The sequence below is a fragment of the Streptomyces sp. NPDC032126 genome (genome assembly GCF_055580085.1).
Map to the genome: position 1 here is coordinate 69,001 of NZ_JBVIMA010000013.1, position 24,879 is coordinate 93,879.

The 24,879-nt window shown below is 72.7% G+C and carries 22 protein-coding genes, 1 tRNA gene and 1 pseudogene; 8 read left to right on the top strand and 16 right to left on the bottom strand.

What is annotated here, in order from left to right; all coding sequences use genetic code 11:
* Positions 1 to 39 precede the first annotated feature (39 nt).
* Positions 40 to 990 carry an ABC transporter ATP-binding protein gene (locus ACZ5NW_RS35025; protein WP_468748063.1) on the top strand — a complete coding sequence of 317 codons (951 nt, stop codon included), beginning with the start codon at positions 40 to 42 and terminating at the stop codon, positions 988 to 990.
* A gap of 329 nt (positions 991 to 1,319) precedes the next feature.
* Here ACZ5NW_RS35025 and ACZ5NW_RS35030 read toward each other — a convergent pair whose 3' ends face one another.
* The 7 genes and pseudogenes from ACZ5NW_RS35030 to ACZ5NW_RS35060 form a co-directional block, all read right to left on the bottom strand.
* Entirely contained in the window at positions 1,320 to 1,991 is a 672-nt protein-coding gene (locus ACZ5NW_RS35030) for a DUF8185 domain-containing protein (protein ID WP_468748064.1), read from the bottom strand.
* Entirely contained in the window at positions 1,988 to 2,404 is a 417-nt protein-coding gene (locus tag ACZ5NW_RS35035; protein WP_468748065.1) for an acyl-CoA thioesterase, read from the bottom strand. Before ACZ5NW_RS35035 ends, ACZ5NW_RS35030 begins: the two co-directional genes overlap by 4 nt.
* Positions 2,405 to 2,410: 6 nt before the next feature.
* Entirely contained in the window at positions 2,411 to 4,075 is a 1,665-nt protein-coding gene (gene ettA / locus ACZ5NW_RS35040) for an energy-dependent translational throttle protein EttA (RefSeq protein ID WP_468748066.1), read from the bottom strand.
* A 136-nt stretch (positions 4,076 to 4,211) separates the two neighbouring features.
* Positions 4,212 to 5,627, bottom strand: a complete 1,416-nt coding sequence (locus ACZ5NW_RS35045) for a Cys-Gln thioester bond-forming surface protein (RefSeq protein ID WP_468748067.1) — start codon at positions 5,625 to 5,627, stop codon at positions 4,212 to 4,214.
* Between the two features lie 436 nt (positions 5,628 to 6,063).
* Positions 6,064 to 6,486, bottom strand: a pseudogene (locus ACZ5NW_RS35050) (single-stranded DNA-binding protein); the annotation flags it as partial.
* Positions 6,487 to 6,707: 221 nt separating this feature from the next.
* Positions 6,708 to 8,837 (bottom strand): YfjP family GTPase, encoded by a 2,130-nt coding sequence (locus ACZ5NW_RS35055; protein ID WP_468748068.1) that lies wholly within the window; start codon positions 8,835 to 8,837, stop codon positions 6,708 to 6,710.
* 3 nt (positions 8,838 to 8,840) lie between these two features.
* A complete protein-coding gene (locus tag ACZ5NW_RS35060) occupies positions 8,841 to 10,451 on the bottom strand; it encodes a dynamin family protein (RefSeq protein ID WP_468748069.1) in 1,611 nt (536 codons plus the stop codon).
* Positions 10,452 to 10,771: 320 nt separating this feature from the next.
* Here ACZ5NW_RS35060 and ACZ5NW_RS35065 point away from each other — a divergent pair.
* Both ACZ5NW_RS35065 and ACZ5NW_RS35070 read left to right on the top strand, forming a co-directional pair.
* Positions 10,772 to 10,844: transfer RNA gene (locus ACZ5NW_RS35065), tRNA-Arg, on the top strand.
* 516 nt (positions 10,845 to 11,360) lie between these two features.
* Complete coding sequence (locus ACZ5NW_RS35070; protein WP_468748070.1) at positions 11,361 to 12,899, top strand: NlpC/P60 family protein; 1,539 nt, start codon at positions 11,361 to 11,363, stop codon at positions 12,897 to 12,899.
* 416 nt (positions 12,900 to 13,315) lie between these two features.
* On the opposite strand, the gene ACZ5NW_RS35075 is transcribed toward ACZ5NW_RS35070, so the two are convergent.
* Positions 13,316 to 13,915 carry a TetR/AcrR family transcriptional regulator gene (locus ACZ5NW_RS35075; RefSeq protein WP_468748071.1) on the bottom strand — a complete coding sequence of 200 codons (600 nt, stop codon included), beginning with the start codon at positions 13,913 to 13,915 and terminating at the stop codon, positions 13,316 to 13,318.
* Between the two features lie 97 nt (positions 13,916 to 14,012).
* On the opposite strand from ACZ5NW_RS35075, the gene ACZ5NW_RS35080 reads away from it, so the two are divergent.
* Together ACZ5NW_RS35080 and ACZ5NW_RS35085 are read left to right on the top strand one after the other, a co-directional pair.
* Complete coding sequence (locus ACZ5NW_RS35080) at positions 14,013 to 14,963, top strand: beta-ketoacyl-ACP synthase III (protein ID WP_468748137.1); 951 nt, start codon at positions 14,013 to 14,015, stop codon at positions 14,961 to 14,963.
* Between the two features lie 199 nt (positions 14,964 to 15,162).
* Complete coding sequence (locus ACZ5NW_RS35085) at positions 15,163 to 15,450, top strand: chaplin (protein ID WP_468748072.1); 288 nt, start codon at positions 15,163 to 15,165, stop codon at positions 15,448 to 15,450.
* A 111-nt stretch (positions 15,451 to 15,561) separates the two neighbouring features.
* Here ACZ5NW_RS35085 and ACZ5NW_RS35090 read toward each other — a convergent pair whose 3' ends face one another.
* The 8 genes from ACZ5NW_RS35090 to ACZ5NW_RS35125 form a co-directional block, all read right to left on the bottom strand.
* Positions 15,562 to 16,428, bottom strand: coding sequence for a tyrosinase family protein (locus tag ACZ5NW_RS35090; protein WP_468748073.1), 867 nt, complete (start codon positions 16,426 to 16,428; stop codon positions 15,562 to 15,564).
* On the bottom strand, positions 16,412 to 16,918 hold the full coding sequence (locus tag ACZ5NW_RS35095) for a tyrosinase family oxidase copper chaperone (protein ID WP_468748074.1): 507 nt from the start codon (positions 16,916 to 16,918) through the stop codon (positions 16,412 to 16,414). Before ACZ5NW_RS35095 ends, ACZ5NW_RS35090 begins: the two co-directional genes overlap by 17 nt.
* Positions 16,919 to 17,115: 197 nt before the next feature.
* Positions 17,116 to 17,631: a hypothetical protein gene (locus tag ACZ5NW_RS35100; RefSeq protein ID WP_468748075.1), complete on the bottom strand. Its 516-nt coding sequence runs from the start codon at positions 17,629 to 17,631 to the stop codon at positions 17,116 to 17,118.
* Between the two features lie 119 nt (positions 17,632 to 17,750).
* Entirely contained in the window at positions 17,751 to 18,389 is a 639-nt protein-coding gene (locus ACZ5NW_RS35105; protein WP_468748076.1) for a vitamin K epoxide reductase family protein, read from the bottom strand.
* Positions 18,389 to 18,889: a DUF5949 family protein gene (locus ACZ5NW_RS35110; protein WP_468748077.1), complete on the bottom strand. Its 501-nt coding sequence runs from the start codon at positions 18,887 to 18,889 to the stop codon at positions 18,389 to 18,391. The genes ACZ5NW_RS35105 and ACZ5NW_RS35110 overlap by 1 nt, the downstream gene beginning before the upstream one ends.
* A 167-nt stretch (positions 18,890 to 19,056) precedes the next feature.
* Positions 19,057 to 19,347, bottom strand: coding sequence for a hypothetical protein (locus ACZ5NW_RS35115; RefSeq protein ID WP_468748078.1), 291 nt, complete (start codon positions 19,345 to 19,347; stop codon positions 19,057 to 19,059).
* Positions 19,348 to 19,566: 219 nt separating this feature from the next.
* Entirely contained in the window at positions 19,567 to 20,403 is an 837-nt protein-coding gene (locus ACZ5NW_RS35120; protein ID WP_468748079.1) for a hypothetical protein, read from the bottom strand.
* A 253-nt stretch (positions 20,404 to 20,656) separates the two neighbouring features.
* Positions 20,657 to 20,896: a chaplin gene (locus ACZ5NW_RS35125; protein ID WP_468748080.1), complete on the bottom strand. Its 240-nt coding sequence runs from the start codon at positions 20,894 to 20,896 to the stop codon at positions 20,657 to 20,659.
* 238 nt (positions 20,897 to 21,134) lie between these two features.
* Here ACZ5NW_RS35125 and ACZ5NW_RS35130 point away from each other — a divergent pair, with 238 nt between their 5' ends.
* Genes ACZ5NW_RS35130 through ACZ5NW_RS35140 form a run of 3 tightly spaced genes read left to right on the top strand, consistent with a single transcriptional unit; the run spans position 21,135 to position 24,871 of the window.
* Positions 21,135 to 22,229, top strand: a complete 1,095-nt coding sequence (locus tag ACZ5NW_RS35130) for a DUF3344 domain-containing protein (RefSeq protein WP_468748081.1) — start codon at positions 21,135 to 21,137, stop codon at positions 22,227 to 22,229.
* 54 nt (positions 22,230 to 22,283) lie between these two features.
* Positions 22,284 to 23,459, top strand: a complete 1,176-nt coding sequence (locus ACZ5NW_RS35135) for a glycosyltransferase (protein ID WP_468748082.1) — start codon at positions 22,284 to 22,286, stop codon at positions 23,457 to 23,459.
* Positions 23,456 to 24,871: an exopolysaccharide biosynthesis polyprenyl glycosylphosphotransferase gene (locus ACZ5NW_RS35140; RefSeq protein WP_468748083.1), complete on the top strand. Its 1,416-nt coding sequence runs from the start codon at positions 23,456 to 23,458 to the stop codon at positions 24,869 to 24,871. Before ACZ5NW_RS35135 ends, ACZ5NW_RS35140 begins: the two co-directional genes overlap by 4 nt.
* Positions 24,872 to 24,879 lie beyond the last annotated feature (8 nt).

Consider the following 24,879-nt stretch of genomic DNA (forward strand, 5'->3'; position numbering starts at 1 on the left):
CGCACAGGCATCCGTTACGGCGGCCGAGCGAGGACTTCTATGACTGCGCATCCGACCCTGACCGACCTCGCCGACCGGGTGACCTCGGCCCGCCAGGCGCCCGTCTACGGCCATGACGCCCTGATCACCTGCGACCGGCTGGTCCGCATCTTCTCGGCGGACGGCGTGGAGGTCCAGGCGCTCCAGGGGCTCGACCTGCTCGTACGCGAGGGCGAGCTCATGGCGCTGGTGGGGGCCTCGGGCAGCGGCAAGTCCACCCTGATGAACATCCTCGCCGGGCTGGACACGCCGACGGCCGGCGCGGCGCGGGTGGCCGGGCACGATCTGCTCGCGATGACCGCGAAGGACCGCCTGCACTACCGGCGCAAGGTGGTCGGCTTCATCTGGCAGCAGACCTCCCGCAATCTGCTGCCCTATCTCACGGCGGTCCAGAACGTCGCCCTGCCGCTCCAGCTGACCCGCGCGCCCAAGCGGGAGCGGAGCGAACGGGCCCTGGCGCTCCTGGAGTTGATGCAGGTCGCCGACTGCCGGGACCGCCGGCCGCACCAGATGTCCGGCGGGCAGCAGCAGCGCGTCGCCATCGCCGTGGCCCTCGCGAACGACCCGGCGGTGCTGCTGGCCGACGAGCCCACCGGTGAGCTGGACTCCCACACCGCGCAGCAGATCTTCGCCGCGTTCCGCACGGCCAACGAGGAGCTGGGCACCACGATCGTCGTGGTCACCCACGACCGGGCCGTGGCGACCGAGGTCCGCCGCACGGTCGCCATCCGCGACGGCCGTACCTCCACTGAGGTGCTGCGCCGCAGCGAGGTCGACGAGGCCACCGGCCACGAGACGGTGGTCGCCCGCGAGTACGCCATGCTCGACCGCGCGGGCCGCCTTCAACTGCCGGCCGAGTACACGCGAGCACTGGGCATGCGGGACCGGGTGGCCCTGGACCTGGAGGAGGACCACATCACGGTGTGGCCGGACGACAGTGGGCAGGGGTGACGGGGGCTGGGGTGAGCGGGCCCTGCGTGACCGGGCGCCGGGGTGACCGGGCTGTGGTGAACGGGGCCGGGTGACGGGCAGGGGTGACCGGGCTGGGGCGAGCCGGCCGCGCGGTGACCGGGCGCCGGGGCGAACGGGCTGGGGTGAACCGGCCCGGGTGACGGGGCCGGAGGGACCGGGTCGGGTGCCGGATCCGGAGCGAGCGGGTCGGGTGCCGGGGCGGCGCTGAACGGGCCGCGGTGACCGGACAACAGGGGCGAGCCGGTCGCCGTGAGCGGGCCGGGGTGAGCCGGCCCTGCGGTGAGCGGGCCGGGGTGACCGCCGACGAGTCAGCGGACGGTGACGTCCAGTGCGCCCAGGCCCGACCGTCGTACGGCGATCGAGCCGAACGGTGTGCGCAGTCGCAGCCACGCGCCCGACGACAGCAGGGCCGGTTCGGCCTGACCGGGCCGCAGGAAGCCCAGGGACTGCGCCGCGTGCACGGCCCGAACGGGCAGCGGGGTCTCGCCGACCGTGCGGGACCAGATCTCCCGCCCGATCCGGTCCAGTTCGGCCCTCGTACGCCGATCGGGCCCCAACTCCTGCGTACGGGACCGGAATTCGGCGACGACGCCGGCGACCGTCGCACGGAGCGCGTCGGGAGCCGGCAGCCCCGGCTCGGGACGCCAGCCGCCGCGCGGGGGCAGGACCCCCGCCCACGGCGGACCGGTGACGGCGGCCGGCACGACGGCCGTGGCGCCCGCCTCGTCGACGGACTCCAGCAGCTCACCGGCCGAGACGGTGACGTCGAGGGTGACGTCCAGCCCCTTCTCGTACGGCTTGGCCAGCCGCACCGCGCGGATCGCCAGCACCTCGAAGGACGGCGGCCGCCCGAAGACGGCGAGTGCGGTGCCGGATCCCTGCACCCGTACCGCCGCCCCGCGGTCGTAGTGCAGCAGCCGGGAGAGGAAGGCAGCGAGATCCGCCGCCTCCCCCTCGTCGGCGAGATGCAGCACCGTCATGCGGCGACGGCCTCCTCGGCCTCGGCCTCGTCCGTGTACTCCTGGAGGAACTCCCGCTCCTCGGCGGTGATCCGGCGGGGCCGCTGTGCCTCGAAGTCGAACGGCACGATCACCGTCGAGGCCCGTACGTAGACCAGGTCGTCGTCCTTCACCTCGTAGGTGATGGTGAAGGACGCGGCCCGGATCTCGGTGACCCACAGCTCGATGTCCACGGGTGTGTGCCGGTGGACGAGCTGGCGCTTGTAGTCGATCTCGTGGCGCGCCACCACCGACCCCTGCTTGAAGTCCTTCTCCGGGCGGAACAGGAAGTCGATACGGGCTTCCTCCAGGTAGCGGATGAAGACCGCGTTGTTGACGTGCCCGTACGCGTCCATGTCCGACCAGCGCAGGGGGCAGCGGTAGAGGTGGCGCAAGATCGATCAGCCCCGGGTCAGCTTCTTGTAGGTGGCACGGTGCGGGCGCGCGGCGTCCGGCCCGAGCCGCTCGATCTTGTTCTTCTCGTACGACTCGAAGTTGCCCTCGAACCAGAACCACTTGGAGTCGCCCTCGTACGCGAGGATGTGCGTGGCGACGCGGTCCAGGAACCAGCGGTCGTGGGAGACGACCACGGCGCAGCCGGGGAACTCCAGCAGCGCGTTCTCCAGGCTGGAGAGGGTCTCGACGTCGAGGTCGTTGGTCGGCTCGTCGAGGAGCAGCAGGTTGCCGCCCTGCTTGAGGGTGAGCGCCAGGTTGAGGCGGTTGCGCTCACCGCCGGAGAGGACGCCGGTCGGCTTCTGCTGGTCGGGGCCCTTGAACCCGAAGGCGGAGACATACGCCCGGGACGGCATCTCGACCTGGCCGACGTTGATGTAGTCGAGGCCGTCGGACACGACCTCCCACAGCGTCTTCTTCGGGTCGAGGTTGGCGCGGGTCTGGTCGACGTAGGAGATCTTGACGGTCTCGCCGACCTTGATGTTGCCGGTGTCCGGCTCCTCCAGGCCCTGGATCATCTTGAACAGGGTGGTCTTGCCGGCGCCGTTCGGGCCGATCACGCCGACGATGCCGTTGCGCGGGAGGGTGAAGCTGAGGTTGTCGACGAGGACCTTCTCGCCGAAGGCCTTGTTGAGGCCGTCGACCTCGACGACGACGTTGCCCAGACGCGGGCCCGGCGGGATCTGGATCTCCTCGAAGTCCAGCTTCCGCATCTTCTCCGCCTCGGCGGCCATCTCCTCGTACCGGGCGAGGCGCGCCTTGGACTTGGCCTGCCGACCCTTGGCGTTGGAGCGGACCCACTCCAGCTCTTCCTTGAGCCGCTTCTGCCGCTTGGCGTCCTTCTGGCCCTCGACCTTCAGACGGGTCGCCTTGGTCTCCAGGTACGTGGAGTAGTTGCCCTCGTACGGGTAGGCGCGACCGCGGTCGAGCTCCAGGATCCACTCGGCCACGTTGTCGAGGAAGTACCGGTCGTGGGTGATCGCGACGACGGTTCCCGCGTACTTGGCGAGGTGCTGCTCCAGCCAGTTCACGGACTCGGCGTCGAGGTGGTTGGTGGGCTCGTCGAGGAGCAGCAGGTCGGGCTGCTCCAGGAGGAGCTTGCACAGGGCGACGCGGCGCTTCTCACCACCGGAGAGGTTGGTGACGGGCCAGTCGCCGGGCGGGCAGCCGAGCGCGTCCATGGCCTGCTCCAGCTGGGCGTCGAGGTCCCACGCGTTGGCGTGGTCGAGCTCCTCCTGCAGCTTGCCCATCTCGTCGAGCAGCGCGTCGGAGTAGTCGGTCGCCATCAGCTCGGCGATCTCGTTGAACCGGTCGAGCTTGCCCTTGATCTCGGCGACACCCTCCTGGACGTTCTCCAGGACGGTCTTCTCCTCGTTGAGCGGCGGCTCCTGGAGCAGGATGCCCACGCTGTACCCCGGCGAGAGGAAGGCGTCACCGTTGGACGGCTGCTCGAGCCCGGCCATGATCTTCAGAACGGTCGACTTACCGGCACCGTTCGGGCCGACCACACCGATCTTCGCGCCGGGCAGGAAGTTCAGCGAGACGTCGTCAAGGATCACCTTGTCGCCGTGTGCCTTGCGCGTCTTGCGCATGGTGTAGATGTACTCAGCCAAGAGAAACCGTCCGGCAACTTGAAATCTGGCAGTGGGCAGATACACCCCATCTTGCCCGACGGCTACCCCTTGGCGGAAACCCGTTCGCGGCGGGGGCGCTGACCTGGGGCTTTCCGATGGGGGTCGGGTGGAGGTGTTAGTTCTGGTGCGGGGTCTCCTTGCGGGCCAGGAGGACCAGGATCGTGCCGCCGATCAGGACCAGGCCGATGGCCGTGCCCGCGATCACCGGGGTCATGCTGGTGCCGCCCGTCTGGGCGAGGTCCGTGTCCTGGGCGGGGGCCGCCACCGTCGCCGGGCTCGGTTCGCTCAGGGTCTGCGTGGTCAGGCCCGTCCCGCTGCCCGTCGTCCGGCAGTCGAGGACGCCGGTGAAGCGCTGGGAGACGTTCTGCGGGCCGGTGATCGTGAAGTCGTACGCCTGGTCCTCCTGGAGCGGGACCGTCACCGTGCGGGACTCGCCGGCCGCGATCGCGTACTCCCTGCCCATCAGCGTGAAGGTGAAGACCTGGTCACCGCGGTTGGCGGCGGTGACGTCCAGGCCGCTCCTGGCGCAGTTCTTCGCCGCGGACAGCGCCGGTACCGCCCCGCGCTCCGCCCAGATCGCCGTCGCCGTCGCCGACACCGTCGACTCGCTGGAGCCGGCCAGGATCTGCGTCTGGCTGCGGCTCTCGGAGGTGAAGGCCCGCCCGACCGGAACCGTCGTCGACGCCTGGAGGGTCAGCTCGGCCGTCCCGGCGGGCGCGTCCGCGGGCACGTCGAAGAACAGCTGGCTGCCGTCGGCCGCCGCGGTGACCGTCTTGCCGGCCCGGTCCACGATCCGCACCCCGCTGGTCGCGGCGTCCATCGGCGGGATCACCGTCACGGCGCTCGCGTCGGTGTGCACCGTCACCGGCCCCAGCGGCTCACCGGGCCGGCCCGACACGGCGGGCGGGTCCACGGTGAGGGACGCCCGGGGCTCGGGCGCGCTGCGCGCGGTCCTCTGGAGGTAGTCCGCCAGCCGCTCCGCCTGCGGGTCCACCGCGTCGACGTCCGCGCCGTCGGAGTAGCGCCAGATCGCCACCTGGGTGCCCGCCGCCGCGTCCTGCTCGGTGAGGCCGCCGGTGATGCCCGCCCGCTTGGCCAGCGAGGCCAGGTCGTTGACCTGCGGGTAGGAGTTGCGCAGGATCCACAGGATCCGGCCCGCGTTCTTGTTGGCGTTCAGGGACGTGCCGCTCCACGGGGTCTCGTGGTACTTGGCGTCCCTCTGGGTGGGGTTGTGGAGGTCGACGCAGTACGTCTGCAGCATGCCGCCGCCGTCGACGGACATCTCGAACAGGCCCGCCGAGATCTCCTGGTCCCCGCTGTCGTCGTGCAGCACGGCATCGCCGTACGTCTTCAGGGCGCCCATGGTGGCGGTCGCCCCGCCCTGGCTCTGCGTCGCGCCCTCGGCAGCGGCGGCCGGACCGGCGGCGGTCAGCGCACCGGCGGCGGCCAGGCCGGAGAGCAGCGTCGCCGCGACGAGGCGACGGACCGGCCCTCGCCTGCGTGCGGACGGCGCAGAGAACCAAGAAAACACGCAATTCCCCTTCGAGCAGGACCCGTTGACGTGGGGGGCACGGTCCCACCAGCAGAATCAGAAGCCACAAGAGCTACGTCCGGCATCCTAGAGACGCGGCGCACCAGGCTTCCCGGTCAGGTCATCCGATAACCGATCCGACTCGGAATCGTTATCGCCAAGATCGCACCCGGGCGGTTTTGAGCTGGGCTTATCGACAAATCCACCGCGCGATGCGGGGCGTATTCACCGATAAGCCTTGCAAGGGATCATCGCCGGGCGGTTCCTGACATCACGTCACGGCCATCGCCGGCTCCGGCTGCCGCTCCGGCTCGCGCTCGGGCTCCTTCTCCGTGACCGCCGCGACCGCCGCGTTCAGCGGGTCCGCCGCGTTCAGCGGGTCCGCCGCGTTCAGCGGGTCCGCCGCGTTCACCGGGTCCGCCGCGTTCAGCGGGTCCGCCGCCGCGTTCGCCGAGTTCGCCGAATCCGGCGTCGGTGTCTCCCAGTTGGGCTCGGGGGGCCTGGCCCCGCGCCGGAACGTACTCACCCCGCGGGCCATGTCGTGCCCGATCGCCACCGCGTCGATGTCGGCCGACGTCCACGCCTGCTGCCCCTCGCGCACCTCCGAGCGCACCTTCAGCCTGCCGTGCACCATCACCGGCTCCCCGACCGACAGCGACGCCATCACATTGGTGGCCAGCTGCCGGTTGGCCCACACCGTGAAGAAGTTGGTGTGCCCGTCCTTCCAGGTGCCGTTCTCCCGGTCCCAGTAGCGGGCGGTCACCGCCAGCCGGAACCTCGCCGACGGCCCCGACGCCAGCTCCCGGCACACCGGCTGCGTCGCCACATTGCCCACCGCGCAGACCATCGTCTCGTTCATGTCCGTGCTTCCTTCCCGCGACCGCGTCCGTCGCGATCGCCGCGAAGCCAGACTGCCGCCGCGGGACCGAGCCCGCCGAGCGCTGTGGATCACCCCCCGCCTGTGGAGAACCCCGTCACCCGCACGAGCGACCGGCACCACCCGCACGGACGACCGGTACTACCCGCACGAGTGACCGCCCACCCCTCGCCGGCGATCACCCGACCAGGTCACCACCCCGGTCAGCGCACCCCCACGACCCTCCCGTACTGCTCCCGCACCTCCCGGTACCGCAGCAGCTCCGCCGCCACGGGATCCAGTACCCGCGCCCGCCCGCACCCGGCCGCGGCCTCGCGCAGCCGCCGTTCCGCGTCCTGGCCGTACCGTCTGGCCGGACCCCGTGCCGCCATCCGGCAGCTCCACTCCACCAGCGGACCGCCGATGATCCCGGCCACCATCAGCAGCACCGGAACCCCCAGATTCGGCGCCATGACCCCGACGATCTGCCCCACCAACCACAGCCCGCCGACGAGTTGAAGCAGCGTCATGGACGCCTGCGCCAGCACGGCCACCGGCCACCACCCCGGCCGCGGCGGCCGCCCCGGCGGCAGTCCCGCCCGTGCGGCCAGCTCGTCCAGCGCCTCGGGCAGCCCCTGCGCACCGCGTACGGCCGCCTCGCGCACCGCCTGCGCCCAGGGCGCGGGCAGTCCCGCCGAGGCCCGCTCGGCCACCGTCCGCACCGCCTGCTCGACCCGCTGCCGTGCCGTGGCCTCCTCATCGGCCTGGGCCCGGATCGGCAGCCGGCCCGTCACGGGCTCGCGCCGGTCCTCGTACCAGCGCCACAGCCGCAGCCAGGGTGTCCCGCACGCGCGGTTGGCGTTGCGCAGCCAGGCCCGTTCGGCGGCGTCGCCGGCGGCGGTGGCGCCGACCGCGTCCGCGAGGCGCGCCGCGAACTCGTCCCGCGCCTCCTCGCTGAGGCCGGTGCGCCGCCCCGTCGCGTAGACGGGCCGCAGCCGGGCCGCGGCCAGATCGACGTCCGCGGAGACCCGGCGGGCCGGTGCGCCGCGCTCGGCGACGAACTGGCCCAACAGCTCCCGCAGTTCGCCGACTCCGTCACCGGTGAGCGCGGACAGCGCCAGCACGGTGGCGCCGGGTTCGCCGTACTCGCCCAACGCGATGCCGTCCTCGTCGAGGAGCCGTCGCAGATCGTCGAGGACGAGGTCGGCGGCCTCGCCGGGCAGCCGGTCGACCTGGTTGAGGACGACGAACATCACCTCGGCGTGCCCCGCCATGGGCCGCAGATAGCGCTCGTGCAGCATGGCGTCGGCGTACTTCTCGGGGTCGACGACCCAGATCACCGCGTCGACGAGCGCGAGGACCCGGTCGACCTGCTCGCGGTGCTGCACGGCCGCCGAGTCGTGGTCGGGCAGGTCGATCAGGACGAGTCCGCGCAGCTGCGCCTCGGCCTCGGGGCTCTGCACCGGCCGCCGGCGCAGCCGTCCCGGGATGCCGAGCCGGTCGATGAGGCTCGCCGCGCCGTCGCTCCAACTGCACGCGATGGGCGCGGCCGTGGTGGGCCGGCGTACGCCCGTCTCCGAGATGGTCACCCCGGCGAGGGCGTTGAACAGCTGGGACTTCCCGCTGCCGGTGGCGCCCGCGATCGCGACGACGGTGTGCTGACCGGAGAGCCTGCGCCGGGCCGCCGCCTCGTCCAGGACCCGCCCGGCCTCGGCGAGGGTCCGGCTGTCCAGCCGGGTGCGGGACAGCCCGACGAGTTCGCGCAGCGCGTCGAGCCGCGACCGCAGCGGGCCGTCGTACGCCAGGGGCATCGCCGGCGGCACACCCGAGCCCCGGGCCTCCAGGACGGCGACCTGCTGCTCGGCGGTGGTCGTCTCGTTCACCCGCCGCGCGATCAGCCCGTCGTCCCAGGCGTCCTTGGGATCCGTGGGGTCGGTGGGGTCAGTGGCGGCTGTGGCGGCTGTGGCGGCTGTAGAGGCTGTGGGCTCTGTGGGGTTTCTGCGATCTGTGGCGACTGAGGGGGTCGAGGGAGCGGAGGGGGCCGAGGAGGTCGACGAGGCTGACGGGGCGTCGCTCTGCCCGCGCGCGTGGCCCTCCTGGGCGGAAGGGGTCGTCTCCGGAGCGGTGCCCGGTGAGGTGCCCGGTGAGGTGTCCGGTGAGGTGTCCGGTGAGGTGCCCCCCTCCTCCCTCGCCGCCTCCTCCGCGGCCTCGCACGAAGGCTCCTCCCCGACCGTCTCCCCCGCACCGCGCTCCTCGGAGGTGCCGCCGTCACGACCCCCCTTCAGGAGGTCCTCCGGCTGCTCGGTGGGGTCGGCGGGGCCGTGCTCGTGGTCCTGGTCAGTGACGGCGGTCACCGGTCACCTCTCCTTCTGCAGTACGGACAGCGCGGCGATCAGTTCGGCCTGGGGTTCGGCGTGGATGTCGAGCCCGTCGAGCGGGGCGAGCCGGCGTTCGCGTTCGGCGTTCAGCACGCGGTCCAGGTGCTCGGTGAGCAGCCGCCCGCCCCGGTCGCGCAGCCGGAGCGCGCCATGGGCGCCGATGCGCTCGGCGAGCCCCTCGCCCGCGTTGCGCGCACGGCGGCCGCCGAGCAGGGCGGTGGCGACGAGGGCGGCGATCACCTCGGGGTCGGCCCCGGCGCCGCGTTCGAGTTCACGCACCTCCTCCTCGGCGTACTCCTCCAGCTCGCGCCGCCACCGTCGTACGGCCAGGCCGATGCGGTGCTCGGCGCTGTCCAGCACCGGATCGCGGTCGTCGAGGAGGGTCGGCGCACCCGCGGCCGGCTCGCGCCGCCAGGACTCGTCGATGCGTTCGTCGGCGGCGGTGACGGAGCACAGCAGGAGGGCGGCGAGGCTCTCGGTGAGCGCGTCGAGGAGTTCCGCGGCGGTGCAGTCGAGGGGGAAGGAGCGCCAGCGTTTGAGGGCGTCCCCGGCGAGCACGGCGCCGCTCTGCAGCCGGCCGCGCACGCGCGCGTACTCGCTGTCGTAGGCGTTGTCGACGGCGGTGGTGAGCCGCAGGGCGGCCGCGTACTGGGCGGCGGCGGCGCTGGCCAGCTCGGGCATGCGGGACTTGAGGGAGTCGAGGACGCCGTAGGCGGTGCGGGCCATGACGTGCTGGCGGGCGGCGGGGTCGTGGGCGTGGTGGACGAGCCAGGTGCGCAGCGGGGCCACGGCGGTCGCGGGGAGCAGGCCACCGCCCCAGGCGGACTCGGGCAGTTCGGGCACGGTGAAGCGCGGTACGTCGCCGAGGCCGGCCTTGGTGAGGAGGGCGCCGTACTGCCGGGATACCTCGGAGACGACCTGGTGGGGGACGCGGTCGAGGACGGTGACGAGGGTGGCGTTGTACTCCTTGGCGGTGCGCAGCAGGTGCCAGGGGACGGCGTCGGCGTAACGCGCGGCGGTGGTGACCATGATCCAGATGTCGGCGGCGCAGATCAGTTCCGCGGCGAGGATCCGGTTGTCGGCGACGAGGGAGTCGACGTCGGGCGCGTCGAGGAGGGCGAGGCCGGGCGGGAGGGTGTCGGCGGTCTCGACGCGCAGGACGCGGCGGCCGTCCTCGCCAGGCAGAAGCAGGTCGTCGGTCGGCTCCTGGTGGGGCACCCACACGCGCGTGAGGTCGGGCAGGACGCGCATGCCGCTGAACCAGTGATGGTCCTCCGGGTGGCAGACGAGGACCGGGGTGCGGGTCGTCGGTCTCAGCACGCCCGCCTCGCTGACGCGCTGTCCCACGAGGGAGTTGACGAGCGTCGACTTGCCGGCGCCGGTCGAGCCGCCCACGACGGCCAGCAGGGGCGCTTCGGGCTGTCTCAGGCGGGGCACCAGGTAGTCGTCGAGCTGCGCGAGGAGTTCGTCGCGGTTGGCACGCGCGCGTGGGGCCCCGGCCAGGGGCAGCGGGAAGCGTGCGGCGGCGACACGGTCGCGCAGCGCGGAGAGTGCGTCGAGCAGTTGAGGCCGTACGTCCAAGGTCACCACATGCGAAGAATGCCCAACTTCGGGGGATTTATGAAGCATATAGGCATGTCTGCGCGCCGACAGGACACAAGGGACGGAAGGGGTGAGCGGGACAGCGGCATAGGCCAGGCATAACGAGTGCACAACACCCGTGGACCGAGACGCCAAAAGCGGTGCACGATTCGTACCTGCCTGCGATTATCAGGACCGCTTCACCGAACCTCCACATCGAGCCACGGAGGCGAAGCAACAGGGGCAAGGACGCGGGAGCCCTATCCTTGTCCCCGGCAACGTCAGGATCGGCCCACACCCGGGCACCTCGTACGAGGCCACCACACCCGGCCCCCGTAGCTCAGTGGATAGAGCAGGCGCCTTCTAAGCGCTTGGCCGCAGGTTCGAGTCCTGCCGGGGGCGCCGAGTCTCCGCCCTCCCTCCGGGAGGGCATTTTTGCTGTTGGCTGCGGAGAATACGCGGAGAAGTTCTCCGGGCACCCGTCAGACCCTGCCCGGCAGCTCCGGGAGGTCCCCGCGGGCGAGGACTGCTTGCTTGAGGTCTCGAAGCCGACCGAAAATGCACCGTGCGTAGCTGGACAGCAGGGCGGGGACACTGTTGCTCGCCCACAGGCATGCCCCAGGCCGTACACCCGTTTGCCGAGCGGCGAGTCGAACTCCTCCGGCGTGAGCATCTCCTGACGGGCGGTCCACTGTTGGGATCTGGTCGACCCCTTACGGCTGTTGCCGCCGAGGTGAGGCCAATCGGCGTCCACATACTCGTCCAACGGCGACGACACAGCCCCGGCGGCCCCCTCTCCGGTAGGGCGAACCGCCGCTGACGTTGGCATGTCCGCGTAATCAGCTAGCCTCTCGGTGATCGGCGGAGCTGACCGGCTCCGCGCGTACAGCGGCGGGTCTCCCGCCGAAGGGGGAGACGATGAACGGACATCTGCGCGCGGGGCCGACCTGGTCGGGACTGATTCGGTCCCTGCTGGCCTCCGCGCTGCTGGCCCTCGGTCTGGCGGTCCTGCCGGCGGCACCCGCACACGCCGCGGGCGACTGCAGGGCGTACGAGGAGACCAGCGCTCAGGGGGCGCTCGCTGTGAAGGCGGCCTGCGACGAGGTGGCGGCCGGCACCATGTACTCCTGGGGAGGCGGCCACGGTCCGGTGCCCGGCAAGACGCACGGTACGCCGGACGGCGGCGGTGCCGAGGCCGCGAACGACGGCAATGTCGTCGGCTTCGACTGCTCGGGGCTGACCCGCTGGGCATGGTCGGTGGCCACCGGCCGGGACATCCTCGGGTCCGGATCGACGTCCGACGTCTTCGACCGCTACTGGCCGGTCCGCTTCGACGGCAGCGACGGCACGGCCCATCTCAAGCCCGGGGACGTGCTGTTCTGGAAGCGCACCCGCTTCTATTGGCGGAGCACCACGCACACCGCGATCTACCTCGGCAACGGGAAGATCGTGGAGGCGGCGGAGTCCCAGCACCCCCTCCAGGTCGCCGACTTCAGCTCGCATTCCAGCAGCATCTACGTCGGGGCGATCCGGCCGAGCGAGGGATCGGACTCGGCTTCACCGGACAACTCCGGCCTTCCCGGCCAGCTCTTCAGTACATGGGGCGAGTGGGTCCGGGCGGGGGACGAGCCGCGCCGCGGATCAGCGGTGCAGCACACCTTCCCGGGTCCCACCCAGGTGAAGATCTCCTGCCAGCAGCGCGGCGAGTCGATCACCGCCGAGGGGATCACCAACGACATGTGGTCGTACCTGCCCGGTTACGACGCCTGGATCACCAACATCTACGTGCGAGGGCCCGCCGTGCTGCCGGGAGTGCCCGACTGCCTGAGCGGGGGCCCGGCCGCCGGGACCGGCAACGGCGGGCCGTTCACCACCTGGGGCGACAGGGTGAACGTGCGCTCACAGCCCACGCTCACCGCCGCCGTCCGGCAGACGATCAGCGGCGAGACGTCGGTGCGCGTCTCCTGCCAGCAGCACGGTGACGTCGTCAACGCGGAGGGCCTGGTCAACACGGTCTGGGCCTATCTGCCCGACTACGACGGCTGGATCACCAACATCTACATCAAGGGCCCCGCCGTGCTGCCGGGGGTTCCCGACTGCGCCGGCGGCGCGCTGGGCGGCGGCACCGCCACGGCGGGCTGCACCGACGGCGGAGCCCCGAACGGCGCGGGCGCCCGCTCGCCGCGCTCGGTGTCCATCGAGGGTCGACTGATCGAACTGCGCTACAGCGACACCACCGAGTGCGCCTGGGGGCGGATCACCGGCGGAGCACCCGGCGACGAGGTGTGGGTCGACCGCAGCTTCACCGGCGGGCAGTCCTGGGACCAGCTCGGCTTCACCAGGATCACCAGCGGCTCCGACGTGTTCACCCCCGAGTGGAACGACCACGACGTGGTGATGCGGGCCTGCGGCAGCCCGGGCGACAGCGACACGGTCGTCTGCACCGGCTGGTTCTGACAGCGGACAACAGCGGACAACGACGGACAACGGTGGCGGACCGCCGGCGCCGGACCCGACAACGGTCCGCCGGCGGTCCGCCGCCTTCACGCTCCGGTGAGTTCATGACCGCCGCTCCGCTAGGGTCCGCCGCATGACCAACGACCCCCCGGACTGCCCTGAATGCGGCCAACCCATGGAGTCCGGCGGCCTCGTACTGTCCACGCGGGAGGAAGACGGCCGACGCGCCTGCCGGTCGCTGTGGAGGTGTGCCGGTCGGCATGTCTGGTGGCGCTGGGCCGACCGGCCGGAGGAGCCATGGGAGAACTGCCCAGTGCCGCAGCTGTTCCGCTGACGCTGATATCCGGCTGCGCCTGCCGGGCACGGCTGACACTCCGCTCTCCCTCCGGGAGGGCCCGCTGCCTGGTCGGCGTCTCTCAAGACCCCAGCAGTCGACGCAGTGTCACCCGCGCCCGGTGCGGGGCGCTACGGTCGTGCTGAAGTTGCAGGAAGTGGTTGAGGGCGAGCATCACGCCGAGCAGTTCGAAGACCAACTGGTCGTCGTCCGTGTCCGAGGGCAGGTCCCCGGCCGTGACCGCGCGCCGGATGTGGACGCGCAAGCCGTGCTGCCACTGCTCGTTCAGGCGCGCCACGGCGTCCCGCACCGGACCGCCCCGGCCGTCGAACTCGGTCGCCGCCGCCGTGAAGAAACAGCCGCCGGGCAGAACGCCGCGCTCGAGGTACGACACCCACGCCTCGCACACCGCGCGCAGATACGGCAGCCCGGGCGGCGCATCGCCGACGCGCTGCGGGACCTCGTACCGGAACATCTCCGCCGCCGCGTCCACGACGGCCAGCTGAAGGCTCGCCTTGGTGCCGAAGTGGCCGAGCACCCCCGCCTTGCTCATCTCCAGATCGGTCGCCAGCCGGCCGATGGTCAGCCCCTCCAGCCCCTCCAGGGAGGCGATCGCCACACCCCGGTCGACGATGCGCTGCCGGGTGCGACGGGTCTCCAGGACGGAACTGCGGGGGCTCATGGCCGCCATCGTAGCCCTCGCCGACCCCTATAGCTTCCGAACGATCGGTTGCTATATTCGCGGAACCAGTCGTACGACGAGAGGACGCCCCATGCCCGTGTCCGGATCCCGCATCGCCGCCCTGGGCCACCACCAGCCCTCCCGCGTGCTCACCAACGCCGACCTGGAGGGCATGGTCGACACGAGCGACGAGTGGATCCGCCGGCGCACCGGGATCGCCACCCGCCGGATCGCCGGCCCGGACGAGTCCGTCACCGACCTCGCCGCCACCGCCGCCGCCAAGGCTCTCTCCGCCGCCGGCCTCGACCCCGCCGACATCGGCCTGGTCACCGTCGCGACCTGTTCGGCCGTCGATCGCTGCCCGTCCATCGCCGCCCAGGTCGCCGCGCGCCTCGGCATCCCCGCCGCCGTCGCCTACGACCTGAACAACGGCTGCGCCGGTTTCTGCACCGCCCTGGCCACCGCCGACCACAGCGTGCGCGCCGGAGCCGCCCGGCACGCCCTGGTCGTCGGCGCGGAGAAGATGTCCGACGTCACGGACTGGACCGACCGCAGCAGCTGTGTCCTGCTGGGCGACGGCGCCGGAGCCGCCGTGATCAGCGCGACCGAGGGGGACGGCGCCGGGATCGGGCCCGTCGTCTGGGGCTCCGATCCCACGCGCGGTGACGCCGTACGACTGGCCGGCGCCTGGCAGCCACGGTTCGCACAGGAGGGCCAGACCGTCTTCCGCTGGGCCACCACCGAACTGCCCGCCGCCCTGCGCGAGGCGTGCGAGCGGGCCGACGTCGCCACCACCGATCTCGCCGGGGTCGTCACCCACCAGGCCAATCTGCGCATCATCGAGGCCCTCACCCGCAGGCTCGACCTGCGCGACGACGTGGTGATCGCCCAGGACGTCGTCGACTCCGGCAACACCTCCGCCGCCTCCGTCCCGCTCGCCCTCGCCAAGCTGGTCGAACGCGGCGAGCTGCCCTCCGGCTCCCCCGTCCTCCTCTTCGCCTTCGGTGGCGGTCTCTCCTGGGCCGGCCAGGTCGTCACCTGCCCCTGAGCAGGCCCTGAACACGCCTTGGCGGAATCCCGTACGAGATCCTCCGGGCCGGCGTTCGCGCTGCTCAACGGCGGCGGGGAGGCGCGCAGAAGGGTGATCCGCGCCCCCTCCCCCGTGACCGCTCCCGGCCGGCCGCGTTGAACGGGGAGTGCGGTGGCGCCCTATGCCGCCGTGCGTACCGAGTCAGAAGGAGTACGTGATGTCTCGCATCGCGAAGGCCGCCGCTGTCGCCGTCGGCACCGGTGCCGTGGTCCTGAGCGGGACCGGCCTCGCCATGGCGGACGCGGGCGCGCAGGGCGCGGCCGTCGGTTCGCCCGGTGTCCTGTCGGGCAACGTCGTCCAGGTCCCGATCCACATCCCGGTCAACGTCTGCGGCAACACGGTCGACGTGGTCGGCCTGCTGAACCCGGCGTTCGGCAACACCTGCGCCAACGTCTCCGACCACGGCGACAAGAGCGGCCACGGCGGTTACGGCTACGGCAACTGACCGTACGTCACCCCGCACGCACCGCGTGAGGAAGCCCCGGCACATCGAGCGCCGGGGCTCTTTCACGTCCGCGTCCGGACGAATGTCACGTCCCCGCCCGCCCGCGCCCCCTCACGCATACCGATAGATCCCGCTCACATCCTCCAGCTGATCCGGCGTCACATCCCACGGCGGCAGCTTCTGGTGGCGGGCGACGACCCGGCCGCGCTGGCTGTCGCCCCAGCCGGGTGGCTCGGCCGGCAGATAGCGGTGCTCGCGGTGGCGCCGCTGCCAGCGGGTCCACTGCAGGTCGATGAAGGCGTGGTGGAGCCAGAAGACGGGGTCGTTGACGGACGCGCCGCCGACCATCGCCCCGCCGACCCAGCGGTGCACCCGGTTGTGGTTGTGCCAGGAGGCGCTGCCCCGCCCGGTGCCCCAGCCCTCCAGCCGGTTGCGGAAACCCCCCGTCGACGTGGAGTTCCACGGCGAGGTGTCGTAGACCGGGTCCTGCAGCGCCCGCTCCAGCTCGCTCTTCGTGGGCAGTTCGATCGGGTCGCGGGGGCGGCCGAGGTCCCGGGTGAGGAACTCCCCGGTCGTGATGCCCTCCCGGATCGTCCACGCGCCGGTGGCGTAGGCGAACGGCCCGGTGGTCACCTGGTGGTCGGAGCTGCGCCCGGTGCCGCCGAGGAGGTCCTTCGTCCACGGCGCCGAGGTGGCCCTGCGGTCGCGCGTCCAGTCCCAGTACGGCAGGGTCACCGAGGAGTCGATCCGGCGCAGCGCCCGCTCCAGGTCCAGCAGGAAGCGGCGGTGCCAGGGCAGGAAGGACGGCGCCATGTGGGCCGTACGCAGTCCGTCCTCGCCGTCGGAGACGTAGTACTCGATGTGGGTGCGGACGAACTGGTCGTACTCGCCGCGTCGTTTGAGTTCGAGGAGCGCCTTGACGAAGCGGCGCTTCTCGGCCGCGGTGAGCGTGCTGACGTCCTTACGGGTGTAGACCATCGTGTCCCCCCAGGTGCATGTGATCGTGCGGGCTGTGGGCCGCCCCGGGGGCGCGCATGTGCTCGCCGGTGTCGCGCAGCTGCTCGCCGGGGCCGAGCTCGTCGACGGCGGCGCGGGCCGCCTCCAGCGGGGTGGCGTACGAGCGGTAGTGGTCGACCATGCTCAGCCAGGTGCCGTCCGCGCGGCGCATCAGGTGCAGCGGACGGCCGTCGATGCTGACCTGCCAGCGCGCGGCCTCCTCCGCGCGCTCCGCGGCGAGCGGGACGCCTACGATGTGCCGCCCGCGGTACGTCTCGTCGAAGCCGCTCTCCCCGGAGCCGCCGGTGTCGCCCGGGCCCGGGGGCCGGGAGGCGGCGACGACGGGGGCGACCGCGAGGACCGCTCCGGCGCCGAGCAGCCCGCGCAGCACATCGCGCCGCCGCGCGCCCCGCGCCCGGCCCGCTCCCCATCTCCCCGCGTCCGCGGGCATTCCTCCGACGCCAACGACCATGCCGACCTCCTCGTACGCTTCTCGTGTCACCCCGGTAAACCGCCGACCCCGCCACCTGGTCACCACCCGGCGCCCGAACGGCCCGCCCCCACCCGGGAATCCGGGAATCCGGGGCCCCTGGAAGCTCCGGACAAGGAAACGGGCCCGGGAGCATCCCGGACCCGTATGCCCAGCCGGCGCCGGTGTCGCAGCCGGTGTTACAGCCCGCCGCCCAGTCCCAGGTCCGCCCCCGGGACCGCCTGGAGGACCGGGGTGAGCACACCCGCCTGGGGGAGCTTCAGGTCCGGGAGGCCGAAGTTGTCGGGGTTGGGCGGGGTCAGCGGGGCGTCAAGGGCGACGCCGGGGCCGAGGGTGCGCAGGTCGGAGGCGGGGGCGGAGAGGCCGACGTGGTCGAAGCCGTCGCCGAGGATCTCCGGCAGCGGCGCGCGCAGCCCGGCGCCCGGCAGCCCGGCGCCGACCGGGAGTTGCGGGACGACCCGCTCCGGGATGAGCCGGCCCTCGACGTACCGCGGGCCGTCGGGCGCGCCGGGCATCGGCAGCGGCACTTCCCCGCCGAGTTTTGGCAGTTCCACGTTGAGGGACTTCTCGACGCCGTCCAGCGGCACGGGAATGGGAACCGTGCCGATCGCCGCGGCGGGGGTCGCGGAGGCGGCGGCACCGGCAGCGGCCGCCATGATCACTGCGGCGAGGGTTCCTCGGGTGGTCGACTTCATGTCGGATACGGGCCCTTTCGGATGTCGGAGCGGGCGGTGCGTGCGTACGAATAACGAGCCGGAAAACGCCACCACTGCACAATTCCCCCGGCCGCACCAATCGCCCGACCTTCGCATGGTCAGCTCGTCCAGAAATCCCACCAACGCGTCAGGATCAGCATCCCGATCACCCCCAGGTGCACGACGGCCACGACCCAGGTGAACTCGGCGAAGAACGTCCGCACCCAGGCGGGAGCGGGCAGGAACCCCTCGCGTACGTCGACGGAGAGGACGTACCAGAACAGCACGATCGTGGCGATCCACGCGAGCACGCACCACAGGCACAGCGCGTTGATCCGGTACAGCGACTGGAACTGCAGCCAGGTCACGAAGCCCACGCCGAAGAGGCAGCCCGCGAGGAACGTCAGCCAGTACCAGCGGGGGAAGGCCGCGCCCGCCAGCAGGCTCATGCCGACGCAGATGACGATGCCGTAGGCGACCAGGCCCAGCATCGGGTTGGGGAAGCCGAAGGCCGACGCCTGGTCGCTCTTCATCACGCTGCCGCAGGACACCACGGGGTTCAGGCTGCAGCCGGGGGTGAAGTCGGGGTCCTCCAGCAGCTTGAACTTGTCGAGGGTGATGACCCAGGAGGCCAGCAGTCCGGCCGCTCCGCTCAGGACGATCAGCAGGGCGAGGGCGAGGCCGCCGCCGGCCGGCTCCGGCCGCGCCCGGCCGGGCGGCACCTCTCGCGCCGGTTCCGCCCCGGCGGCCGGTGTCATCAGGAGCGCAGGCTACGGGCCGGCAGGACGATGTGCGCGGCGGCGGTCAGGGTCTCCTCGGCGCCCGCGAACGCGGCCAGCTGCTCCGCCTCGACGGCCTTGCCCGGGGTGGCCTCCGGCCAGGGGCGGGTGGTGAAGACGAGGTAGGCGTAGCCGCGCCGGCGCACGGCGTCGAGCCACTCGGCCGGCGGCAGGCACTGGGCGTTGAGGCTCGGCATGTTGAGGACGGCCGCGCCGGACTCGACGAGCAGGGTGACGGGCAGGCTGGGCCGCTCGGTGCCGTCGACGAGGTCGCCGCCGACGGGCAGCCCGTTGTCGTTCAGGAAGTGCTCGATGGCGGCGGTGGTGGTCTCGGCGCCGCCCTCCGCGTCGCCGAGGGAGTACGCGAGCAGGTAGGGCATGTCGCTGCCGTCGGGGGCCTCGCCGCTCCACGGCATGACGACGAGGGTGCCCAGGTCGGCGGGGCGGAAGGGGCGGGTGGCGCTGGTGGTTGAGGTCACCGCGCGACCTTATCGACGGGCCGGGGGGCGGCCGGGCGTGTTCTCACCCGGGCGGAGGACGCCGACGGGCTGCTCCACACGAACGAGGGACGCGGCTCGAACAGCGGCGAGGGCCGGTCCCGTGCCCCACGGTTCCGGCCCTTCGCGCGCGGGCCGCGCGGCGGTGCTCAGCCCTGCAGGGGCAGTCCGCCGAGCAGCGAGCCGCTGCTGTTGAGCGCGCTGGTCGCGCCGTCGACGGCGTTGAGCGCGGAGCCCGTGTTCTCGGTGTCGAGGGCGTTCGACTGGTGCTGGAGCGGCATCACGTCACGGGCGGTCAGACCTCCCTGGGTGAGCGTGTTCACGGCGCCGTTGAGGCTGGTGGGCGTGAGGTCGGCGGCGCTGTGGGCGAACGCGGGGGCGGCGACGCCGGCGAGGGCCACGGTTCCGGCAACGACAGCGGCAGCCTTCAGGGACTTCATCGGGTTCCTTTCTTCGGCAACTCGGAAAACTCGGAAACTCGGCAACTCGCGTCACCACGGAATTCCTTACGCCGTGCCTAACGACTCCCCGTCGCGGCGGAAACCCCACGCGCAGAAAATTTCTGCACCCCCGCGCCATGGGGAAGATGAGGAAAGCGCGGGGGTGCGGAAACAAGCACTGGATCCGGCACGGACATTGGTCACCGGATCCGGAATCCGTCAGGACGGCAACGGCAGCGTCGGCAGGCTCGGCAGCGTGGGCAGGCCGGGCAGGTCGGGCGCGGGCAGGCCGCTGCCGAGGAGGGTCGCGGCCAGCAGGTTGACCAGGCCGGTGACGACCCCGGTGACCGCCGGGACGACCTGGGTGACGTCGCCGGACTCGACCGCCGTGAGCAGCGTGGCGACCGCCTTCTGCAGGCCGGCGAGCGCGTCGGCGACGACATCGGCCCGCACCGCGTGCTTGGCCGAGCCCGCCTTGCCGTCGTCCAGGCCGCTCTTCACCGGGGGAAGGGGGAGCGAGGGCGTCGCGGGCAGGGCCGGCGTCGCGGGCAGGGCGGAGGTCGCCGGCAGCGAGGACGTCGCCGACAGCGCCGGGGTCGCCGCTTCCGCCGGGGTCTGCGGCAGGGTCGTCGTGCCCGAGGTGTCCGGGAGCGTCGACGTGGAGGAGGTGTCGGGCAGTGTCGTCGTGGACGACGTGTCCGGCAGCGTCGTCGTGGCCGGCGGGGTCACCGGTACCGCGCCCGTGATCTTGGCGATGGCGGCGGCGACCGCGTCGCCCAGCTGTTTCGCCTGATCGGCGGTCAGTTGGCCGTCGTCGGCGGCCAGCACGGTGTTGAGCAGATCGGTGACCGGGGTGAGGACGGATCCGAGGTCGCCCAGGCTCTTGACCTGGGCGAGCAGCGCGTCCGCGCCGGGGACGGGCGCGCGGGACGCCGCATGGACGCGCTCCCGGGTCGAGTCGCCGTCGGCCGCGACAGCGGCCGGGCCGGCTATTCCGATCACGAGGGCGGCGCACAGTGCGGTGGACGCGACACGCCGAACGGGCAGACCACGCATGGGGGTTCCTTTCGATGAGCCATCGGGGGTCTCGCGTCCACCGTGAGAGTGGATGTGACACTCCGCAACAGCTCGCTCACCCGGAGCGACCCACCCGGTCGGCGTCATCCTCGCTGGTGAGAGCCCTTGTCATGGCCCGTCGAGCGGGTCGCGCACCGGGCCCCCATTCGGGGCAACGCGCGACCGGCCGCCCTCCTGGCTGGAGGGCGGCCGGTCGATGGTGTACGCCGGTACGTCAGCCGTCGGCGAGACGTCAGTCGTTGACGCAGGTGTTGCCGAACGCCGGGTTCAGCAGGCCGATGATGTTGACGGTGTTGCCGCAGACGTTGACCGGCACGTGGATCGGAACCTGGACGACGTTGCCCGACAGCACGCCCGGGGAGTGCTCGGCGACACCGTTCGCGCCACTGTCGGCGGCGGCGATGCCGGAGGCGCCGGCGACGGCCGCGGCGGCAACGGAGGTCAGGACCAGGCCCTTCGCGATACGCGACATGGAGAGGTGCTCCTTGGGGGTTTTGACACAAACACCCGGGCGGGGATGCCCGGCGCTGTGTCAACGCGCGACATCAGCGGGGGTTGTGCCGCCAATGGGGTGATGTCCCCCGAGGGTGGGCTCCACGAATCCGACACACTTGCCCGGTTTCGATGGATTAATCCGGATAGCGGTTAGAGTTGCGGCCCATCCGACGCACCCCTATAGCCCGCAAATCGCACGAAAGGCCATGCCGGTCATGCGTTTTCCCCTGGCTTCCCCGGGTCCGCTGCTGCGCCGCGCCACGGTGGGGTTGCTCGCCCTCGCCGCGCTCTGGGCGCCGTCGGGCGCGGGGGCCGTGTCCGCGCCGGCCCCCGCCGAGGCGGAGCGCATCCCGTTCGCCGAGCGCTATCGGGCCACCCAGCACGGCGGGTGGGTGCGCGCGGCCAACACGGCCGTCAGCTGCCGTACGACGGCCCCCGGATGCGCCGGGGCCCGCGCGGGCGGCGCGGCCGCGAACGACGACTTCGACATGTTCTACGTGGACGTCGACAGCGATCCGAACACCTACAACTCCTCCCGCGCGGAGGTCCGTCTGCCCCCGGGCGCGCGGGTCACGTACGCGCGCCTGTACTGGGGCGGCAATCTCCGCGTCGGCGAGCAGAAGCCCGCGCGGGACAACGGGCGGGTGCTGATCGCCGAGCCGGGCGGCCAGTACAAGGAGGTCCTCGCGGACACCCTCGTCGGCCACCGCGTCCCGGCCGCGTCCGGGGGCGCCGACGCCTACCAGGCCGGCGCCGACGTCACGCGGCTCGTGCGCGACAGCGGCTCGGGCCTGTACACCGTCGCGCAGATCAACGCGGCGATGGGCAGATCGGCGGACGGCGCGTGGGGCGGTTGGACGCTCGTCGTGGCGTACGAGAGAGCCGGCGAACCGCTACGCCACCTCGCCCTGTGGGACGGCTTCGACACCCTGGACCACGCCACCGGCCCGCGCCTGGACCTGGGCCTGCCGGCGGGCGCCCACGGCACGGCCGGACTGGTGGCCTACGACGGTGACCGCGGCCGTACGGGGGATTCGCTCATGTTCTCGACCGGTCACCGGGCCGCCGTCGCGCTCACCGATCCCGCCAACCCCGCGGCGGACGTACTGAACTCCACGATCAGCGAGCCGGGGGAGGCTCCGGCGGCGCGTGTCCCGGCGTACGCGAACACCCTCGGCTACGACTCGGACGTGTTCGATCTCGGCCCGGGTTTGCGGCACGGCGGTGACCAGCCGGCCGTCCGGCTCGTTTCCCAGCGGGACGCGGCATGGGCCGGCGCGCTCTTCGTCACCGTCGACGCCCGGCAGTGACCAGGCGCGTTCCCGCCCGTCCCGAGCGCCACCCGTGAGCGAGGAAAACGCGCGATGCATCAGCCAGCACCCGATCCCGGCCCGGGGGTTCTGCACGTCACCCAGCCGGTGGACGGCGGGGTCGCCCGCGTCGTGACGGATCTGGCGCGGGCCCAGCTCGCCGCCGGGCTGCGCGTCACGGTCGCCTGCCCCGCGAGCCCCCTCGCCGGTCATCTGCGGGACCTGGGCGCGGACGTACGGCGGTGGGAGGCGACGCGGGCGCCGGGGCCCGCGCTCCCGGGTGAGGTACGGCGGCTCGCGCGCGTCCTCGACGACGTGCGGCCCGCCCTGGTGCACGCGCACAGCGCGAAGGCCGGGCTGGCCGGACGGCTCGCGGTGCGCGGGCGGATCCCGACGGTGTTCCAGCCGCACGCCTGGTCGTTCGAGGCGGTCGGCGGGCCCACCGCGGCCGTCGCCCTCACCTGGGAGCGGTTCGGGGCGCGTTGGGCCGACCGGCTGGTGTGTGTGAGCGAGGCCGAGCGAGCGACCGGGCGGCGGGCCGGGATCACCGGGCGCTACCGGGTCGTCCCCAACGGCATCGACCCCGAGCGCTTCCACCCGGCCGCCGTCGGCACCGTGCGCGCCGCTCTCCTCCCGGACGTCGACCCGGCCGCACCGCTGGTGGTGTGCGTGGGGCGGCTGTGCCGGCAGAAGGGCCAGGACGTGCTGCTCGACGCCTGGCGAACCGTCGCGGAAAAGGTGCCCGGCGCGCGGCTGGTGCTGGTCGGCGACGGACCGGAGCGCGATCGGCTGCGCGCCCGGGCACCGGGGTCGGTGCTGTTCGCGGGGGCCGTCGCCGACGCCGTGCCCTGGTACCAGGCCGCCGATCTGGTGGTCCTGCCGTCGCGCTGGGAGGGCATGGCGCTGGCCCCGCTGGAGGCGATGGCCTGCGGCCGGCCCGTGGTGGTGACCGAGGTGGACGGCGCCCGGGAGAGCCTGCCGCCCGCGCTCGCCGAACGCTGCCTGGTGCCCGCGGAGCGTCCCGCCGCGCTGGCCGGGGCGGTCGCCGGTCTGCTGCTCGATCCGCTGCTGCGCGAGTCGCTCGGCTCCCAGGGGCGCCGTTACGTCCTGTCCACGCACGACGTGCGGCGCACGGCCGGGGCGGTCGCGGATCTCTACCGCGACCTGCTCGGCCACGCGCCGGCTTCGCATGCCGTGCCCTCCGAGTGCAGGGAGTCCATCCACTCGTGACTGCGGAAAGCACCGTCCCGTCCCCCACCGCGGGGCCCGGATTCTCACCCGTCTCGGTCATCCCGCGGCGCGGCACGGGCACCGGATTCCGGTTCCCGGCCCGGCGGCCCCCGGCGCGGCCCGTCTCGCCCCTGCCGCTGCTGTTCGCCGACGGCCTCGCCGCGCTCGCGGGCGTGCCGGCGCTGGCCGAGGCGCAGCGCCGCCCGCTCGTGGTCGGTCTGCTGGTCGCGGCGACGATGCTGCTGCGGCCGCACCGGGCCCGGCCGGTGGCCGGCGTGCTGGACGAACTGCCCGACGTCTGCGGCCGGATCGCGGTCGCCTGGCTCGCCCTGGCCGCGCTCGTCGCCGCCCGCGCCCCGGCGCACGCCCTGTCGGCGCGCACCCTGGCCGTCGGCTTCGGCGTGCAGTGCGCGGTGGCGTGCGCGGGCCGCGCGCTGGTCCACGGGCGCCGTCGGCGGGCGCTGCTGCGGCATCCGCGGGCGGCGCTCGTCGTCGGCCCCGCCGCGACCGCGCAGCGTGTGGCGGCCGCCGTGCTGCGCCACCCGCGCTGCGGAGTGCGGCCGGTGGGCGTCGTCGCCGGCCGTCCCGAGGGCAGCGGCGGACTCCCGGTCCTGACGACGGGCCAGGAGGTGCAGCGGGCGCTCATCCAGAACGGGGTGCGCGAGATCCTGTGCGTCGACCCCGCCGCCCGCACCGCCCAGGGCCCGCTGCTGCGGGCGCTCGCCGAGTCGGGCTGCACGGTGTGGGAGCTCGACCCCGACTCCCCCTCGTACGCCACGCGCGAGCAGCTCGCCGGCTTCTCGCGCCGCCGTCTGGACATGGGCGTCCGGCGGCGGGGCAGCGTCGGCAAGCGGCTGCTGGACATCGCCGTCTCCGGTCCCCTGCTGGTGCTGGCCGCCCCGCTGCTGCTGGTGTGCGCGGCGGTGCTGCGGATCAGCGGCGGGCGGGGGGTGGTGTTCCGGCAGGAGCGCATCGGACAGGACGGGCGCCCCTTCACCCTGCTGAAGTTCCGCACCCACCGGCCGGCCGACGAGCACGAGGCGGCGACCCGCTGGAGCGTGGCCGGTGAGCGCGAGATGAGCCGCTTCTGCCGCTTCCTGCGCACGACGTCGCTGGACGAGCTGCTCCAGCTGTGGAACGTCTTCCGGGGCGATATGAGCCTGGTCGGACCGCGCCCCGAACGCCCCTATTTCGTCGGCCAGTTCAGCCAGACCTACCCCGGCTACGCGGCCCGCCACCGGATGCGGACCGGCATCACCGGGCTCGCCCAGATCCACGGCCTGCGCGGTGACACCTCGATCGAGGACCGGGCCCGCTTCGACAACGCCTACATCGACAACTGGTCGCTGTGGCAGGACGTCTGCATCCTGCTGCGCACCGCGGCCGCCTTCGTGCGACCGACCGGGAGCTGAACCGTCCG